The sequence below is a fragment of the Pseudomonas sp. TR47 genome, assembly GCF_044143025.1.
GTDB lineage: Bacteria > Pseudomonadota > Gammaproteobacteria > Pseudomonadales > Pseudomonadaceae > Aquipseudomonas > Aquipseudomonas putida_E.
This window is the reverse complement of sequence record NZ_JBHFCS010000002.1, coordinates 150,331-166,186: the sequence shown is the minus strand read 5'-3', so window position 1 is coordinate 166,186 and position 15,856 is coordinate 150,331. Positions and strand designations below refer to the sequence as shown.

14 protein-coding genes are annotated in these 15,856 nt (G+C 62.7%); 4 read left to right on the top strand and 10 right to left on the bottom strand.

Annotation, left to right across the window (positions count from 1 at the left end; genetic code table 11):
- Positions 1–37: 37 nt before the first annotated feature.
- The 10 genes from garD to ACEWE8_RS03270 all read right to left on the bottom strand — a co-directional run bounded on the left by garD (position 38) and on the right by ACEWE8_RS03270 (position 10,844).
- Positions 38–1,591 (bottom strand): galactarate dehydratase, encoded by a 1,554-nt coding sequence (gene garD / locus ACEWE8_RS03315; RefSeq protein ID WP_046786075.1) that lies wholly within the window; start codon positions 1,589–1,591, stop codon positions 38–40.
- Between the two features lie 76 nt (positions 1,592–1,667).
- Complete coding sequence (locus ACEWE8_RS03310) at positions 1,668–3,029, bottom strand: MFS transporter (protein WP_046786076.1); 1,362 nt, start codon at positions 3,027–3,029, stop codon at positions 1,668–1,670.
- Positions 3,030–3,131: 102 nt separating this feature from the next.
- A complete protein-coding gene (gene kdgD, locus ACEWE8_RS03305; RefSeq protein ID WP_046786077.1) occupies positions 3,132–4,043 on the bottom strand; it encodes a 5-dehydro-4-deoxyglucarate dehydratase in 912 nt (303 codons plus the stop codon).
- Between the two features lie 379 nt (positions 4,044–4,422).
- Positions 4,423–5,232 (bottom strand): gamma-glutamyl-gamma-aminobutyrate hydrolase family protein, encoded by an 810-nt coding sequence (locus tag ACEWE8_RS03300; protein WP_046786078.1) that lies wholly within the window; start codon positions 5,230–5,232, stop codon positions 4,423–4,425.
- A gap of 303 nt (positions 5,233–5,535) precedes the next feature.
- Positions 5,536–6,318: an amino acid ABC transporter ATP-binding protein gene (locus tag ACEWE8_RS03295; RefSeq protein ID WP_046786079.1), complete on the bottom strand. Its 783-nt coding sequence runs from the start codon at positions 6,316–6,318 to the stop codon at positions 5,536–5,538.
- Between the two features lie 22 nt (positions 6,319–6,340).
- Positions 6,341–7,585, bottom strand: a complete 1,245-nt coding sequence (locus ACEWE8_RS03290; protein ID WP_046786080.1) for an FAD-binding oxidoreductase — start codon at positions 7,583–7,585, stop codon at positions 6,341–6,343.
- Positions 7,586–7,600: 15 nt separating this feature from the next.
- Entirely contained in the window at positions 7,601–8,311 is a 711-nt protein-coding gene (locus tag ACEWE8_RS03285; protein ID WP_046786081.1) for an ABC transporter permease, read from the bottom strand.
- Positions 8,308–9,027 carry an ABC transporter permease gene (locus ACEWE8_RS03280; protein WP_046786082.1) on the bottom strand — a complete coding sequence of 240 codons (720 nt, stop codon included), beginning with the start codon at positions 9,025–9,027 and terminating at the stop codon, positions 8,308–8,310. Before ACEWE8_RS03280 ends, ACEWE8_RS03285 begins: the two co-directional genes overlap by 4 nt.
- Positions 9,028–9,206: 179 nt before the next feature.
- Positions 9,207–9,959 carry a transporter substrate-binding domain-containing protein gene (locus tag ACEWE8_RS03275; RefSeq protein WP_046786083.1) on the bottom strand — a complete coding sequence of 251 codons (753 nt, stop codon included), beginning with the start codon at positions 9,957–9,959 and terminating at the stop codon, positions 9,207–9,209.
- A gap of 21 nt (positions 9,960–9,980) precedes the next feature.
- Positions 9,981–10,844: a MurR/RpiR family transcriptional regulator gene (locus ACEWE8_RS03270; protein ID WP_046786084.1), complete on the bottom strand. Its 864-nt coding sequence runs from the start codon at positions 10,842–10,844 to the stop codon at positions 9,981–9,983.
- Between the two features lie 142 nt (positions 10,845–10,986).
- On the opposite strand from ACEWE8_RS03270, the gene ACEWE8_RS03265 reads away from it, so the two are divergent.
- From ACEWE8_RS03265 to tpx, 4 genes are all read left to right on the top strand, one after another.
- Positions 10,987–12,012, top strand: a complete 1,026-nt coding sequence (locus tag ACEWE8_RS03265; protein WP_046786085.1) for an Ldh family oxidoreductase — start codon at positions 10,987–10,989, stop codon at positions 12,010–12,012.
- Between the two features lie 130 nt (positions 12,013–12,142).
- Entirely contained in the window at positions 12,143–13,339 is a 1,197-nt protein-coding gene (locus tag ACEWE8_RS03260; RefSeq protein WP_046786086.1) for an amino acid aminotransferase, read from the top strand.
- 263 nt (positions 13,340–13,602) lie between these two features.
- Entirely contained in the window at positions 13,603–14,880 is a 1,278-nt protein-coding gene (locus ACEWE8_RS03255; RefSeq protein ID WP_046786087.1) for a serine/threonine transporter, read from the top strand.
- A 168-nt stretch (positions 14,881–15,048) separates the two neighbouring features.
- Positions 15,049–15,549, top strand: a complete 501-nt coding sequence (tpx, locus tag ACEWE8_RS03250; RefSeq protein WP_012314653.1) for a thiol peroxidase — start codon at positions 15,049–15,051, stop codon at positions 15,547–15,549.
- Positions 15,550–15,856 lie beyond the last annotated feature (307 nt).

Below are 15,856 nucleotides of genomic sequence, written 5' to 3'. Positions count from 1 at the left end.
GGCGTGTGCCATTGAAGTACCGGGCAAGGCCGAACCATCAGGTGATTGGCGCCGGATTGAACAGGGTGATGTCGTTGTGCAGCCGGTGTTGTTCTGCCCAGGTCTGCTTGCGGCCGCTGGCCACGTCCAGGTAGTAGTGGAACAACTCCCAGCCCAATTCCTCGATGCTTGAGCGCCCACTGGCGATGCGCCCAGCGTCGATGTCGATCAGGTCCGGCCAGCGTTGGGCCAGTTCGGAACGGGTGCACACCTTGACGACCGGCGCCATGGCCAGGCCGTACGGGGTACCGCGGCCAGTGGTGAATACGTGCAGGTTCATCCCGGCCGCCAACTGCAGGGTGCCGCAGACAAAGTCGCTGGCGGGCGTTGCGCAGAAGATCAGGCCCTTGCGGTTTACCCGCTCGCCCGGCCCGAGCACGCCCTGGATGGCGCCACTGCCGGACTTGACGATCGAGCCCAGGGATTTTTCGACGATATTGGACAGGCCGCCTTTCTTGTTGCCTGGCGTGGTGTTGGCGCTGCGGTCGGCCGCACCTTGCTGCAGGTAGCGGTCGTACCAGTCCATTTCGCGCACCAGCGCATCGGCGACTGCCTGGTTTTCAGCGCGGGAGGTAAGCATGTAGATGGCGTCGCGCACCTCGGTCACTTCCGAGAACAGCACAGTGGCGCCGGCCCGCACCAGCAGGTCGGCTGCATAGCCCAGCGCCGGGTTGGCGGTGATGCCGGAGAATGCATCGCTGCCGCCGCACTGCATGCCCAGGATCAGCTCACTGGCCGGTACGGTCTCGCGGCGGCGCTTGTCGAGCTTCTGCAAGCGCGTCTCGGCCAGGCCCATGATCTGCTCGATCATTTCAGTGAAACCAAGGCTGGCATCCTGCAGGCGATACAGCCAGGGCTCGCTGAGGTCTACCGACGGGTCGTTGTCGTGCATCACCTGGCCGGCCTGCAGTTTCTCGCAGCCCAGGCTGATGACCAGTGCTTCGCCACCCAGGTTGGGGTTGCGTGCCAGGTTGCGCACGGTGCGGATCGGGATGTAGGCATCACGGGCGTTGATCGCCACGCCGCAGCCATAGCTGTGGGTGAGGGCGACCACGTCATCGACATTGGGGTATTTGGGCAGCAATTCGCTGCGGATGCGCTTGACTGCATGTTCCAGCACACCGGTCACACACTGAACGGTGGTGGTGATGCCCAGGATGTTGCGGGTACCGACGGTGCCGTCAGCATTGCGGTAGCCCTCGAAGGTGAAGCCATCCAGCGCAGGCAGGGGCGCAGGTACGGCATCGCAGCGCGGCAGGCTGTCCAGTTCCGGGGCAGACGGCATGGCCAGTTGGCTCTCCTGCACCCAGCTGCCCTGGCGCAGGTCTTCCAGGGCGTAACCGATGATCTGCCCATAGCGCCGCACCGGCTCGCCTTTGGCGATGAGGACGGTGGCCACTTTGTGGCTCTGCGGCACGCCTTCTACAAGGGTCAGCCCATCGGGGAAGCGCGCGCCTTCGCCCAGGCCGCCATCGTTGACCACTACCACGACGTTATCGTCGTCGTGCAGGCGGACGTAGCGGGGCGAGTCGGAATGTTCGATCAACTGCATGTTCGGGCCCTGTTTGTGATGGTCTCAGGCTTTGTACATCCGCCCGCACCGGGATTGCCGGCGCGGGCGTGTTCACTCAGTGACGTGCGCTGGCCAGCTCGCCCGGGGCGGCAGGCTCAGCGTCTGGCTTTGCATCCTCACGCAACTCGATACGCTTGATCGGCCCGACGATGACCAGGTAGCTGAACACCGCTACCAGGGCGTTGGCGCCCACGTACACCAGCGCCCACTTGAACGAACCGGTCGCGCTGATGATGTAACCAATGACGATCGGGGTGGTGATCGAAGCAATGTTGCCGAAGGTGTTGAACAGGCCGCCGGACAGCCCTGCGATCTGCTTGGGCGAGGTATCGGCGACCACGGCCCAGCCCAGTGCGCCGATGCCCTTGCCGAAGAAGGCCAGGGTCATGAAGCCGACCACCATCCATTTCGCCTCGACATAGTTGCAGAAGACCATGGTGGTCGACAGCAGCAGGCCACAGACGATCGGCAGCTTGCGCGAGAAGGTCAGCGAGTTGCCACGGCGCAGCAGCCAGTCAGACAGTACCCCACCGAGCACTCCGCCGATGAAGCCGCAGATTGCCGGCAGCGAGGCGATGATGCCCGCCTTGAGGATGGTCATGCCGCGCTCCTGCACCAGGTACACCGGGAACCAGGTCAGGAAGAAGTAGGTGATGGCGTTGATGCAGTACTGGCCCAGGTATACGCCCAGCAGCATGCGGCTGGTCAAAAGTTGCTTGATGTAGCCCCATTTAGGGCCGTCATTGCCGCGCTTCTGGTCCATGTCCACCAGGCCGCCGTTCTGCTCGATGTGCTCAAGTTCGCTGGGGCTGATGCGTGGGTGTTGGCGGGGGTTGTAGATGGTCTTCAGCCACACCATGGAGAACACGATGCCCAGTGCACCCATCACCACGAATACGTGCTCCCAGCCGAAGCTGAAAACGATCCAGCCCATGATCGGGGCGAACAGTGCGGTGGCGAAATACTGCGCCGAGTTGAAGATCGCCGATGCTGTGCCACGTTCTGCCGTGGGGAACCAGGCCGCAACGATGCGGGCGTTACCCGGGAACGATGGTGCTTCGGCAAAACCAACCAGGAAACGCAGGGTGAACAAGGTGACGACCGCCCAAGCCACTGGCAGGCCACCGACAAAACCCTGCAGCAGGGTGAACAGCGACCAGGTGAAAATGCTGAAAGCGTAGACATTCTTGGAGCCGAAGCGGTCCAGCAACCAGCCACCAGGAATCTGGCCGGCAACGTAAGCCCATCCAAAGGCGGAGAAGATATAACCGAGGGTTACGGCGTCAATGCCGAGGTCCTTCTGCAGGCTGGAGCCTGCGATGGCGATGGTGGCGCGGTCGGCATAGTTGATCGTGGTCACCAGAAACAGCATGAACAGGATCAGGTAGCGCACATGCGTCTTTTTAGTCGCTTGCATGCTGGTAATACTCCCACTAGTTATTTTTGTGCGGGCTCACGAGTTGTAGCCGGAGTGGGGTGGCCCACTCCGGGTGCGGCGATGGCAGGCCGCGGGGGCCGCTTATTGCGGGCCCATCTTGTCCATCAGGGCTGCGAGCATTTCGTATTCTTCGCCAGTCAGGTCGGTCAGCGGCGTGCGCACCGGGCCTGCGTCGTAACCGGCGATCTTCGCGCCTGCCTTGACGATGCTCACGGCATAACCGGCCTTGCGGTTGCGGATGTCCAGGTATGGCAGGAAGAAGTCGTCAATCAGCTTGCCAACGGTGGCGTGATCGTCGCGGGCGATGGCGTGGTAGAAGTCCATCGCGGTCTTCGGAATGAAGTTGAACACCGCCGAGGAGTACACCGGCACACCCAGGGCTTTGTAAGCGGCAGCATACACCTCGGCGGTCGGCAGGCCACCCAGGTAGCTGAAACGGTCACCCAGGCGGCGACGGATCGACACCATCAGTTCGATGTCACCCAGGCCGTCCTTGTAGCCGATCAGGTTAGGGCAGCGTTCGGCAAGCTTTTCCAGCAGGTCGGCGTTCAGGCGGCAAACGTTGCGGTTGTATACCACCACCCCGATGTTGACCGATTTGCACACCGCTTCGACGTGCGCGGCGACACCGTCCTGGCTGGCTTCGGTCAGGTAGTGCGGCAGCAACAGCAGGCCCTTGGCACCCAAGCGCTCGGCTTCCTGTGCGTATTCGATGGCCTGGCGGGTGGAGCCACCGACGCCGGCGAGGATCGGTACAGACGTGGCGCAGGTGTCGACGGCGGTCTTGATTACCTGGCTGTACTCGCTGGCGGCCAGGGAGAAGAACTCACCGGTGCCACCGGCGGCGAACAGGGCGCTGGCACCGTACGGGGCAAGCCATTCCAGGCGCTTGATGTAGCCAGCCTGGTTGAAGTCGCCCTGGGCATTGAAGTCTGTGACCGGGAAAGACAGCAGGCCGTGGGAGAGGATGGATTTCAGTTCTTGTGGATTCATTGTTATTGGCATCCTGTGGCGCTTGGGTGAAGGGTGTTGTTTTGCGTTGGAGGTAAGTTATCGTACAACTAGTGGGATGACTAGTCCCTCTGCGGAAAATTTTTACGGCACTTGGCCTATCGGGGGATTTGTGATGAGGCGGAATCGTGCGCAGCTCGCGATGCGCAGCGCGGCGGCGCTCAGGATCCCAGGCGCAGAAAAGCTAACGACAACCATCTAAAAAGTCATCGTATCTCTTGGGAAGTGAAAAAGATCGCGGAGACAGGCACAAGCCCGCCGCCCGCATCCACGGGAAGTGTTCTGGGACCAGCAGAGGGTGACCGGGGAAGCGGGGGGCGGCCTTGCGCCGCCCCGCGATCAAAACTGACGAAGCTGAGTGTCAGGCGGCCTGTTGGCGCTTGATCTGGGATTTGCGCACCTGGGCGCGGCAGGCATCGCCGAAGGCCTGGAAGATCTTGATCGAATCAGGGTTCTTGGCCGCTTGCCACTCCGGGTGCCACTGTACGGCGAAAAGGAACGGCGAAATGCTCGGGGCGTGAATCGCTTCGACCAGGCCGTCTTCGGCGTGGGCGATCGGTTCGATGCCGGTACCCAGGTTACGCAGGCCTTGGCCATGCAGCGAGTTGACGCGGATCTCGTCGGTGCCAAGGGCGTCGTGAAGCCAGCTGCCCGCCTTGATCTTCACGCCATGCACCTGAGCGTATTGCACGTCGACCGGATCTTCCGGGTTTTCCCGGTGGTCGTTGTAGCCTGGTTCGGCGTAAACCTTCTGGTAGATATCGCCGCCCAGGGCGACGTTGATTTCCTGCATGCCGCGGCAGATGCCGAAGATGGGCAGGCCACGTTTAAGCGCGGCCTTGACCAGCGGAATATCGAACAGGTCGCGGTTGACGTCCTGGCCTTTGCCTGGTGTCTGGTTTTCCTGGCCATACAGGCTCGGCTCGATGTTGCTGCCGGCACCGGTCAGGTATACGCCGTCGGCCATGTCCAGATAGGTCTCGAGGTCTTCGGTGCCACAGCAGGTGGGCACAAGTACCGGGACGCAATCAGCGAAATCGACCAGCGGGGTGATGTATTTGTGGGTCATGACCTGGTAGTCATGGCCTTTGCGCTCTTGGCTGCCCATGGTCATCAGGACGACGGGTTTGCGCAGGGAAGGTTGCTTGTTGCCAATGTTGCTGTTGGACATATGTCACCTTATGGCAGGTTCGACCTGCCGTTGTTGTGCAGGTGCACGGCGCGGGGCCTGGTGTGCTACCTGAAGCCCCGAGCACTGCCGGCTCGTCAGAGGCGACGATGCCGGTCGGGGCTTGTAGATAGCTTGCCAGAGCCGTTCGATATGTCAAACGACTGAAATGGGCTGAAGCGCCTGAATTCGGGGGCTGAAACCCTTGCGAGCCTCAGGCGGCAAGGGTTTGACAGGGGGTGAGGTCAATTATATTTAACGACGCAGTTGGGTCATTGCAGCCGTGCAATGAAGGGGGCAGTGGCTTCAATGAAGGATCTGCGCCAGGAAACTTTTGGCACGTGCAGTGCGCGGCTGGTTGAAGAACACCTGCGGCGGGCTGTCTTCGATGATCTGCCCGCCTTCAAGGAACAGCACCCGCTCGGCAACCTGCCTGGCAAAGCCCATTTCATGGGTAACACAGAGCATGGTCATGCCGGTGCCCGCCAGTTGCACCAAAACATCCAGCACTTCAGCGACCATTTCCGGGTCCAGCGCCGAGGTCGGCTCGTCGAACAGCATGATCCGCGGCTTCATGCACAAGGCGCGGGCGATCGCCACCCGCTGCTGCTGGCCGCCAGAGAGCTGGCTGGGGTATTTGTGCGCCTGGCTTTCGATGCCGACCTTGCACAGGTACATCCGGGCACGCTCCTCGGCGTCCTTGCGGGACAGGCCGCGCACGCTGGTGGGAGCCAGCAGGCAGTTGTCGAGCACGCTCATGTGCGGGAACAAGTTGAAGTGCTGGAACACCATGCCGATGTCGCTGCGTACCTGGGCGGCCTGGCGCGTGCTGCTGGCCAGGTCGGTGCCGGCTACCTGAACGCTGCCTTGTTCGGCAATTTCCAGGCGGTTGATGCAACGGATCAAGGTGGACTTGCCTGAGCCGGAGGGGCCGCACAGCACGATGCGTTCACCTTCGCGCACCTGCAGGTCGATGTCGCGCAATACATGGAAAGCGCCATAGTGCTTGTTCAGGCCCTCGATGCGGATCAGCACCGGGCGTGGGTCGTTTTCAGGGGCAAGGCTGGCAACGCTCAAAGGGGCGGTCATGTTGTTGTTCTCCCGCGTGGTGTCAGTTGAAACGTGCCGCGCTGTAAGGCGCAGGGTCGGTGAAAGGGCGCTCGCCGGTGAGCAGTTCAGCCACCAGGCGACCGCTGACCGGGCCCAGCGTCAGGCCGTGGTGCGCGTGGCCGAAGTTGAACCACAGGCCCTTGTGCCGTGGCGCCGGGCCGATCACGGGGCGCATGTCCGGCAGGCAGGGGCGACGGCCCAGCCAGGGGGTGTCGTCCAGGCGCTCACCCAGTGCCGGGAACAATGTGCGCGCCAGCGCTTCGCAGCGCTTGAGCTGAATTTCGTTGCCTGGGGCGCTGCTGGCGGCGAACTCGATGCCGGTGGTAAGGCGTATGCCGGCGGCCATCGGCGCCAGTACGTAGCCGCCCTGGGTGTCGCAGATCGAGTGCTGCAACTGAGCGCCGTCACGGGTGGCGTAGTGCATGTGGTAGCCGCGCTTGATACCCAGCGGGATCGTGTAGCCCAGGCGCTCATAAAGGTCGGCCGACTGTGGCCCAAGGCACGCCACCACTTCGCCGGCGGTGACTGGCCCGCGCTGGCTTTCGACCCGCCATTGGCTGCCGACCTGGCGCAGGCTGCGCGCATCACCGTGCAGGAACTGCCCGCCGCGCTGGACGAACAGCGCAGCATAACCACGGGTGAGGGCGCCGGGGTCGTTCACGGTCTTGGGGTCGAGCCAATGGATGCCGCCGACTACGGTGCTGTCGAGCTGGTGCTCGCGTGCCTGCAGTTGCCCGCGTTCGAGCAGTTCGTAGTGCAGGCCATAGCGCGCAAGGCCCTTGACCTCGGCCTTGGCCTGCTCGAACAACGCCGGGTCGCGGTACACCTCGATCCAGCCCTTGGCCTGCACCAGCCCTTCGAGGCCGGCGGCGGCGATCAGGGCGTCGTGCTCTTCTACGCAGCGTTGTACCAGCGGCAGCATGTCGGCCGCGGCCCCGGCCAGCCGCCCCGGTGCCGACTGCCGCCAGTAGCGCAGCAACCAGGGCGCGGCCTTGGGCAAGTGCAGCAGGCTGTAGCGCACGTCCGGCTGGCGGTTGAGGCCATAGCGCAGCAGCTTGCCGAATTGGCGGGGGAACGCATAGGGGATGACACTGGAGCGTTCGATCAGCCCGGCGTTGCCATGGCTGGTGCCGCAACCGGGTTCATTGCGGTCGATCAGGATCACCTGGCGCCCGCGTGCCTGCAGATGCAGCGCGGTGCTGACGCCGACGATACCGGCGCCCAGGACAAGGGTCTGGCAATGCATGATTGTATCCTTCGGTCAGTTCAGGTGGCGGCCCAGGCGGGCCTCCAGGTGTTTCAGCAGGCGCCGCACCAGTTCGACGATCACCAGGTAGAGGACGGCGGCCCACAGGTAGATCTGGAAGTCGAAGCTGCGCGAGAACGCCAATTTGGTCACGCCCATCAGGTCGTAGATGGTCACCAGCGAGGCGATGGCGCTGGCCTTGATCATCAGGATCAGTTCGTTGCCCAGCGGGCCGATGGCCACCAGCAACGATTGCGGCAAGATGACCTTGAAGAAGGTGGTGGAGCGTTTGAGGTTCAGAGCCCTGGCTGCTTCATACTGCCCTGGCGCCACGGCCATCAGGCTGCCGCGGAAGATTTCGGCCTGGTAGGCGGCCGTGTTCAGGGTGAAGGCCAGCAGGGTGCAGAGCCAGGCTTCGCGGAAGAACCACCAGAGGCCGACGTCCTGCCAGAACCCCTTCAGCGACCCAAGCCCGTAGTACAGCAGGAACAGCTGTGCCAGCAGGGGGGAGCCACGGAAGAAATAGATGTAGCCGGCCGCCAGGCGCTGCAGCGGCAGGTTGCGCGACATCCGGGCCAGCGCCAGCAGCAGGCCGAGCATGGCGCCGAGGGTGAAGGAAATCGCTACCAGCTTGGCAGTTACCAGCAGCCCGTCGATGAACCGTGGCCCGTAGCGCTCCAGCAGGTCGGGGTCCAGTACCAGGCTCAGCCATTGTTCGGCACTCATGCGCGTGCTCCTTGCAGGTGGCGGTTGCTGCGCCGTTCGATGTAGGCGAACACCCGCCCCGATAGCGCCGAGAACAGCAGGTAACCCAGGCAGGCCACCCCGTAGAAGAACATCGGCTCTTTGGTCACGCTGACCGCAAGGTTGGTCTGGCGCATCAGGTCGACCAGCGAGATGGTCGATACCAGCGAGGTATCCTTGAGCAACGACAGCCAGTTGTTGGAGAGCCCCGGCAGGGCGATGCGCGTCAGTTGTGGCAGTACCACCTTGAAGAAGGCGGTGCGCTTGCCCAGGCCCAGTGCCGCACAGGCCTCCAGCTGGCCTTTGGGCAGGGTCTTGAAAGCAGCCAGCCAGATCTCGCTGGAAAAGGCGGCGAACACCAGGCTGAAAGCGATCATCGCCGCGAGGAACGTATTGATCAGGAACTCACCTTGATAGCCCATGGCGGCCAGCAGTTGCTGTGCGGCGATCTGGCAACCGTAATAGATGATCAGTAGGGTCAGCAGCTCGGGCAGGCCGCGGAACACAGTGGAAAACGTGGTTGACCAGGCACGCGGCAGGCGCTTGCGCGAGCGCGCCGCAAGGGCCACGACAAGGCCCAGTGGCAAGCCGATGGGCAGGCAGGCGAGGGCCAGTGACACGGTCACCAGCGCGCCTGCCAGCAGCGCCTGGCCCCAGCCACCACTGGCGAAGGACAGCAAGGACAATTGATCGAGCATGACATATCCCTAGAATTGACTGCTCCACGCGCGAGCGCTGTAGGAGCGGCCTTGCGTCGCGAAAGGGCTGCGCAGCAGCCCCACAGGTTCTGGTGGCGCTGCACAAGCCTGGGGCCGCTTTGCGGCCCTTTCGCGACACAAGGCCGCTCCTACGGAGGAGCGCGTCGTTGCAGGCGGAATCAGTTGTAGATATCGAAGTCGAAGTACTTGCTGGCGATTTTCTGGTAGGTACCGTTGGCGACGATTTGCGCCAGCGCGGTGTTCAGCCGCTGGCGCAGTGCTTCATCGTCCTTGCGCACGGCGATGGCGGCATCGGCCTTGGTGCCGGCCACGTCACCCAGCACCTTGCAGCAGTCCTGGCCGTTCTTGTTCATCCACTCGTGCAGCGGGAACTTGTCGGCGATCACTCCGTCCAGGCGGCCGGCGGCGAGGTCGGCATTGGCCTCGTCCATGGTCGGGTAGAGCTTCACGTCAGCGCCCGCCTTGGCATACACATCTTCGGCATAGATCGCCTGGGTCGAGGACGACTGGGCACCCACCGTGTAGCCTTCGAAGGTGTTCTGCGCATCACTGATCTTGCTGTCCTTGGCCACGGCGACGGTCAGCGGGGTGCGGTAGTAATGGTCGGTGAAGGCGATTTTCTTGCGGCGCTCCTCGGTATCGATCATCGAAGCCACCACCGCATCGTACTTGCGTGCCATCAAGGCCGGGATGATGCCTTCCCAGTCTTGCGCCACCAGGGTGCACTCGACTTTCATCTGCTCGCACAGAGCGTGGGTGATGTCGATGTCAAAACCGTGCAACTGGTTGTCGGCATCCACATAGTTGAAGGGCGGGTAGGCCCCTTCGGTGGCGAAGCGCAGGGTTTCGGCGCTGGCGTTAGCCGCCAGCAGCAGGGCACATGCACCCACCATAGCCATGGTCTTGTTCATCTCGCACCTCTTGCACTCTTGCTATTGTTGTTTTCCCGTCGTGTAGCCGACGAATTCGTTATGTAGAGCGGCAGTCGCTTCCAAGCGTTTTTCAACATCAGGCCCGAGCTTCTTGCAGACCTCGTTGACCATCAGGTGCACCCACGACAGCATTGCCGAGGTGGACTCCCAGAACAGATTGAATTCGGTGGGGATGCGGAACACCTCGTCGGCATTGGCATCGGCCCAGTCGCAGAAGGTGTCGGTCACCAGCGTGACCGGGATACCGGCCTGGCGTGCCTTCTGGCACAGCAGCAAGGCATGGCGGGAATAACGGCGTGCCTCGAACACCACCAGCGCGCTGTTTTCCGGGCGCCCGAGCAGCACCTCGCCGAAGTGCCCGGCACTGCCATCGACCACCTGGACGCCGTCGCGCAGGTAGTGCAGCAGGTGGGCCATGCACTGGGCCACACCACGCTCGGTCTGAAAACCGGCAATGAATACCCGCGGCCTGTCTGCCAGGCGCTGGGCGGCTATGTGCCAGGCCTCGCTGCGGCTGTATTCGTGCACCCGTACCAACGCGGCAATTTCCAGTTCAAGGCTGCCTGCGCGGGTGTTGTCGTCGTGCTGCTGGCGGTATTCCTGCAGGCGGTCTCCCACCAACCATGGGCCATCACCCAGGTCGCTCTGAAGGTCTTGCTTGAGCGCCTTGAGATGGGCATAACCGAGTGAGCGGCAGAAACGCCCGACACTGGATTCGCTGACGCCGAGCTTGGCGGCAATGCTGGCTGAGGTCTGGAATGGCAATTCCTGGAGATTGGCGAGCATGTAGCTGGCGATCTTGTGGCCTGAAGCAGTCGCGGCTTGTAGGCTGTGTTCCAGGCGTTGTTTGATCGGTTGGCTCATGCTGTTGCTCCAGGCGAGGCGTGAATAGAAAATGAATGTTTTCTGTCATGGAGTCAATATTTGACAGATAGCTGTCACATGCGGGAAAGTTTTTGTCGCGGCCCACGCTGTTGCCATTCCAATTCCAAGAAAGGAGCTTCAGATGTCTGCACCTTCCACCCACACCGTCGTGCGCATGCCTTTTGCCGAACTGCAGGGGTTGTTGCAATCGATCTTCCAGCGTCACGGCTGCAGTGCAGCGGTGGCCGGCGTGCTCGCCCACAATTGCGCCAGCGCTCAGCGCGATGGTGCCCATAGCCACGGGGTGTTTCGTATGCCTGGCTATGTCTCGACCCTGGCCAGCGGCTGGGTGAACGGTTGTGCCATACCGCAGGTGACTGACGTGGCGGCGGGCTTTGTTCGGGTAGACGCTGGCGGGGGCTTTGCCCAGCCGGCCCTGGCCGCGGCGCGTGCAATGCTGGTCGAGAAGGCCCGCAGTGCCGGCATCGCGGTACTGGCGATTCACAACTCCCACCATTTCGCAGCGCTGTGGCCCGATGTGGAGCCGTTTGCCGATGAGGGCCTGGTAGCCCTGAGCGTGGTCAACAGCATGACCTGTGTCGTGCCACACGGTGCGCGCAAGCCGTTGTTCGGCACCAACCCGATTGCCTTTGCCGCGCCGTGTGCGGGGCACGACCCTATCGTTTTTGACATGGCCACCAGCGCCATGGCCCATGGTGACGTGCAGATCGCTGCGCGGGCCGGCCAGCAGCTGCCGGAGGGCATGGGCGTGGACGCCGATGGCCAGCCGACCACCGACCCCAAGGCCATCCTGGAAGGCGGTGCGCTGCTGCCCTTCGGCGGGCACAAGGGCTCGGCACTGTCGATGATGGTCGAGTTGCTGGCGGCGGCGCTGACCGGAGGGCATTTCTCTTGGGAATTCGACTGGGCGAGCCACCCTGGGGCGAAAACGCCGTGGACCGGGCAACTGATCATCGTCATCGACCCGAGCAAAGCCGAAGGCGACCGGTTTGCGCAGCGCAGCCGGGAGCTGGTCGAGCAGATGCAGGCGGTGGGGTTGTCGCGTATGCCGGGCGAGCGGCGCTACCGGGAGCGGGAAATTGCACAGCGTGAAGGGGTGGCGGTGACTGAGGTTGAGCTGCAGGAGCTCAAGGCGCTGGCCGGCTGACACGCTGCAAATGCCCGCTGTGCAATCTTGCATAGACAACCTTGCACAATAGGTGATGTTCCTGCCCGCCGAGTCCGGGTATCCTCACCTGAGCCTTTCCGAACTGTCCTGATCCAAGGAGCTGCACGCTGTGTTCAAACATGTCGATGCCTATGCCGGCGACCCGATCCTCTCGTTGATGGAAACTTTCAAGGCCGACCCGCGCGCCGACAAGGTCAACCTGAGTATCGGCCTTTATTACGATGAGGCCGGCGTGGTGCCGCAGCTCAAAGCGGTGGATGCGGTTGAAAAACGCATCGCCGGCGTGGCCCACGAGGCTTCGCTGTACCTGCCGATGGAAGGCCTGGCCAGCTACCGCCAGGCGATCCAGGCACTGCTGTTCGGTGCCGATCACCCAGCCGTCACCGGCAAGCGCGTGGCGACCGTGCAGACCGTCGGTGGCTCCGGCGCGCTCAAGGTCGGCGCCGATTTCCTCAAGCGTTACTTCCCTACGTCCGAAGTCTGGGTCAGCAACCCGACCTGGGACAACCACCGCGCCATCTTCGAAGGTGCCGGGTTCAAGGTGCACAGCTATCCGTACTTCGACCAGGCCAGCCGTGGCGTGGACTTCAACGGCATGCTGGCGACTTTGCAGGGCCTGCCGGCCAACAGCGTCGTGCTGCTGCATCCGTGCTGCCATAACCCCACCGGTGCCGACCTTACCCAGAACCAGTGGCAGCACGTGGTAGAAGTGGTCAAGGCGCGCCAACTGATTCCGTTCCTCGACATCGCCTACCAAGGCTTCGGCGAGGGCCTGGTGGAAGACGCCTACGCCATCCGCGAAATGGCCCGTGCCGGCGTACCGTGCCTGGTCAGCAACTCGTTCTCGAAGATCTTCTCGCTGTATGGCGAGCGGGTAGGGGGCCTGTCGGTGGTCTGCGACGATGAAGACACCACCCAAAGCGTGCTTGGCCAGCTCAAGGCAACTGTGCGCCGCAACTACTCCAGCCCGCCCAACTTCGGCGCACAGCTGGTAGCCGGTGTGCTCGGCGATGCTGCGCTGAATGCGCAGTGGGCCGCTGAAGTCGAGGTGATGCGCAAGCGCATCCTCGATATGCGCCAGGCCCTGGTCGATGCGCTGGCCGTGTTGCTGCCAGGCCAGGACTTCCAGTTCTTCCTGCGCCAGCGTGGCATGTTCAGCTACACAGGTTTCAGCGTCGAGCAGGTCCGCCGCCTGCGCGACGAGTTCGGTGTGTACCTGATCGACAGCGGCCGGGTGTGCATGTCCGGCCTGCGCCCGGCCAACCTGCAACGGGTTGCCGAGGCGTTCGCCGCCGTTCAGAAGTAACACCGCACAGTGCCGCTCCTGCAAGGCTTCGCGAACGTCTGAGCGGCCTTGCCGGGGCGCCGGACCGGTCGGAAAGGGCCGCAAGGCGGCCCCATAGTGCAACCCCGCTTGTAAAGACAAGTGCAACCGTCCCTCGGGCGGGGCTTCGCAACCGCCCACTTTCAGTGCACAATCGCGCCCCTCTTTTCTGGTTGGGGTGCTCGAAGCCTCTGTTTCGCCACTCCCAGCCCTGTTGCAGTCTTGCGAGTGGAGTTGCACCCGGAATGAACGAGCAGGCCCCAAGCGTTGAACAACGCTTCGAATCGACCCCGGCTGCCCTTGGCAGCTGGTCCCGTCATGACACTACCTGGATGCTGGGCCTGTTTGGCACCGCCATCGGTGCAGGTACCTTGTTCCTGCCGATCAACGCCGGCCTCGGTGGTTTTTGGCCGCTATTGATCCTCGCCGCACTGGCCTTCCCGATGACCTACTTCGCCCACCGCGGCCTGACCCGGTTCGTCCTGTCCGGGCGCAGTGGCGGGGATATCACCGAGGTGGTGCAAGAACATTTCGGCATCAAGGCCGGTGCACTGATCACCGTGCTGTACTTCTTCGCCATCTTCCCGATCCTGCTCATTTACAGCGTGGCGCTGACCAACACGGTCACCAGCTTCATGGAGCACCAGTTGCACATGACCCCGCCGCCGCGGGCGCTGTTGTCGTTCGTGCTGATCCTGGGCCTGCTGGCCATCGTGCGCTGCGGTGAGCAGGCCACGGTGAAGGTCATGAGCCTGCTGGTTTACCCGTTCATCGTCGCCTTGGCGCTGCTGGGCCTTTACCTGGTCCCGCACTGGACCGGGGGTATCCTCGACGGCGCTTCCCAACTGCCATCGGGTTCGGCCTTCCTGCACACCGTGTGGCTGGCGATCCCGGTGATGGTGTTCTCGTTCAACCACTCGCCGATCATCTCGGCCTTCGCCGTGGACCAGAAGCGCCGGTATGGCGAACACGCCGACGAGCGCAGCGGCCAGATCCTGGCACGCGCGCACCTGCTGATGGTGGCCATGGTGCTGTTCTTCGTCTTCAGCTGCGTACTGACCCTCGACAGCGCTCAATTGGCTGAGGCCAAGGCGCAGAACCTGTCGATCCTGTCGTACCTGGCCAACCACTTCAGCAACCCGACGATCGCTTTCGCCGCGCCGCTGATCGCCTTCATCGCCATCGCCAAGTCGTTCCTGGGCCATTACATCGGTGCCAGCGAAGGCCTGAAGGGCATCATCGCCAAAACCGGTGCACGCCCGGGCGCCAAGGCGCTGGACCGTGTGGTTGCCGCGCTGATGCTGGTGGTGTGCTGGATCGTCGCCACCCTGAACCCGAGCATCCTGGGCATGATCGAGTCGCTGGGTGGCCCGATCATCGCCGTGCTGCTGTTCCTGATGCCGATGTACGCCATCCGCCGCGTGCCGTCGATGCGCAAGTACAGTGGCGCGCTGTCCAACGTCTTCGTAGTGGTGGTTGGCCTGGTCGCGCTGACTTCTGTGGTGTACGGCCTGTTGGGCTGATCCGTCGTTCGCTTTGAGAAATGTCCGGGCTGCTTGTAGCAACCCGGACATTTTTTTGTCCACAAAAACTGTCAGGCAATAGAACAATTTCACTGAACCCCATAGGCACCCGGCCGCCTTCATGCTTAACTCAGTGTCCTTTTCAAACCCCGCATAAGGATTTCGTCCATGGCTCAAGTGACTCTCAAAGGCAACCCGGTTCAGGTCAACGGCGAGCTGCCAAAAGCCGGTGCCCAGGCTCCGGCCTTCTCCCTGGTAGGTGAAGGCCTGGCCGACAAGTCGCTGAAGGACTTCGCCGGCAAGCGCAAGGTGCTGAACATCTTCCCAAGCGTCGATACCCCGACCTGCGCTACCTCGGTGCGCAAGTTCAACGCCCAGGCCAATGATGTGGCCAATACCGTGGTGCTGTGCATTTCCGCCGACCTGCCGTTCGCCCAGGCGCGCTTCTGCGGCGCCGAAGGCCTGGAGAACGTGAAGAACCTGTCGACCCTGCGTGGTCGCGAGTTCCTCGAAAACTACGGTGTTGCTATTGCCGACGGCCCGCTGGCCGGCCTGGCTGCCCGCGCCGTGGTAGTGCTGGACGAAAACGACAAGGTGCTGCACAGCGAGCTGGTAGGCGAAATCGCTGACGAGCCGAACTATGACGCGGCACTGGCGGTGTTGAAGTAAAGAATGGTGCAGGGCTGATGCCAGTCAGTTGGGCTTGTCAGGGCCGCAAAGCGGCCCTAAATCGCTTAGCTGGCTGGCATTGAGCGTAACGAAGGCCTTTATCGAAGGTTTCGGCCTCGGAACTCTTCAGTACGCTGCCTCTCCAAGCAACACCCTGTAACGGCCCGGAACGCTTTCCGGGCCGTTTTCATTTAAAGTTCAGCCTCTTGGCAACGTCAGGCAAAGGTAAACCTCTGGTAAAGGGCCTTTGCTAAAAGAGTGCCAGTGCTTATCGTTCACCTTCCCAAGTCGTCATTCCGAACAAGGT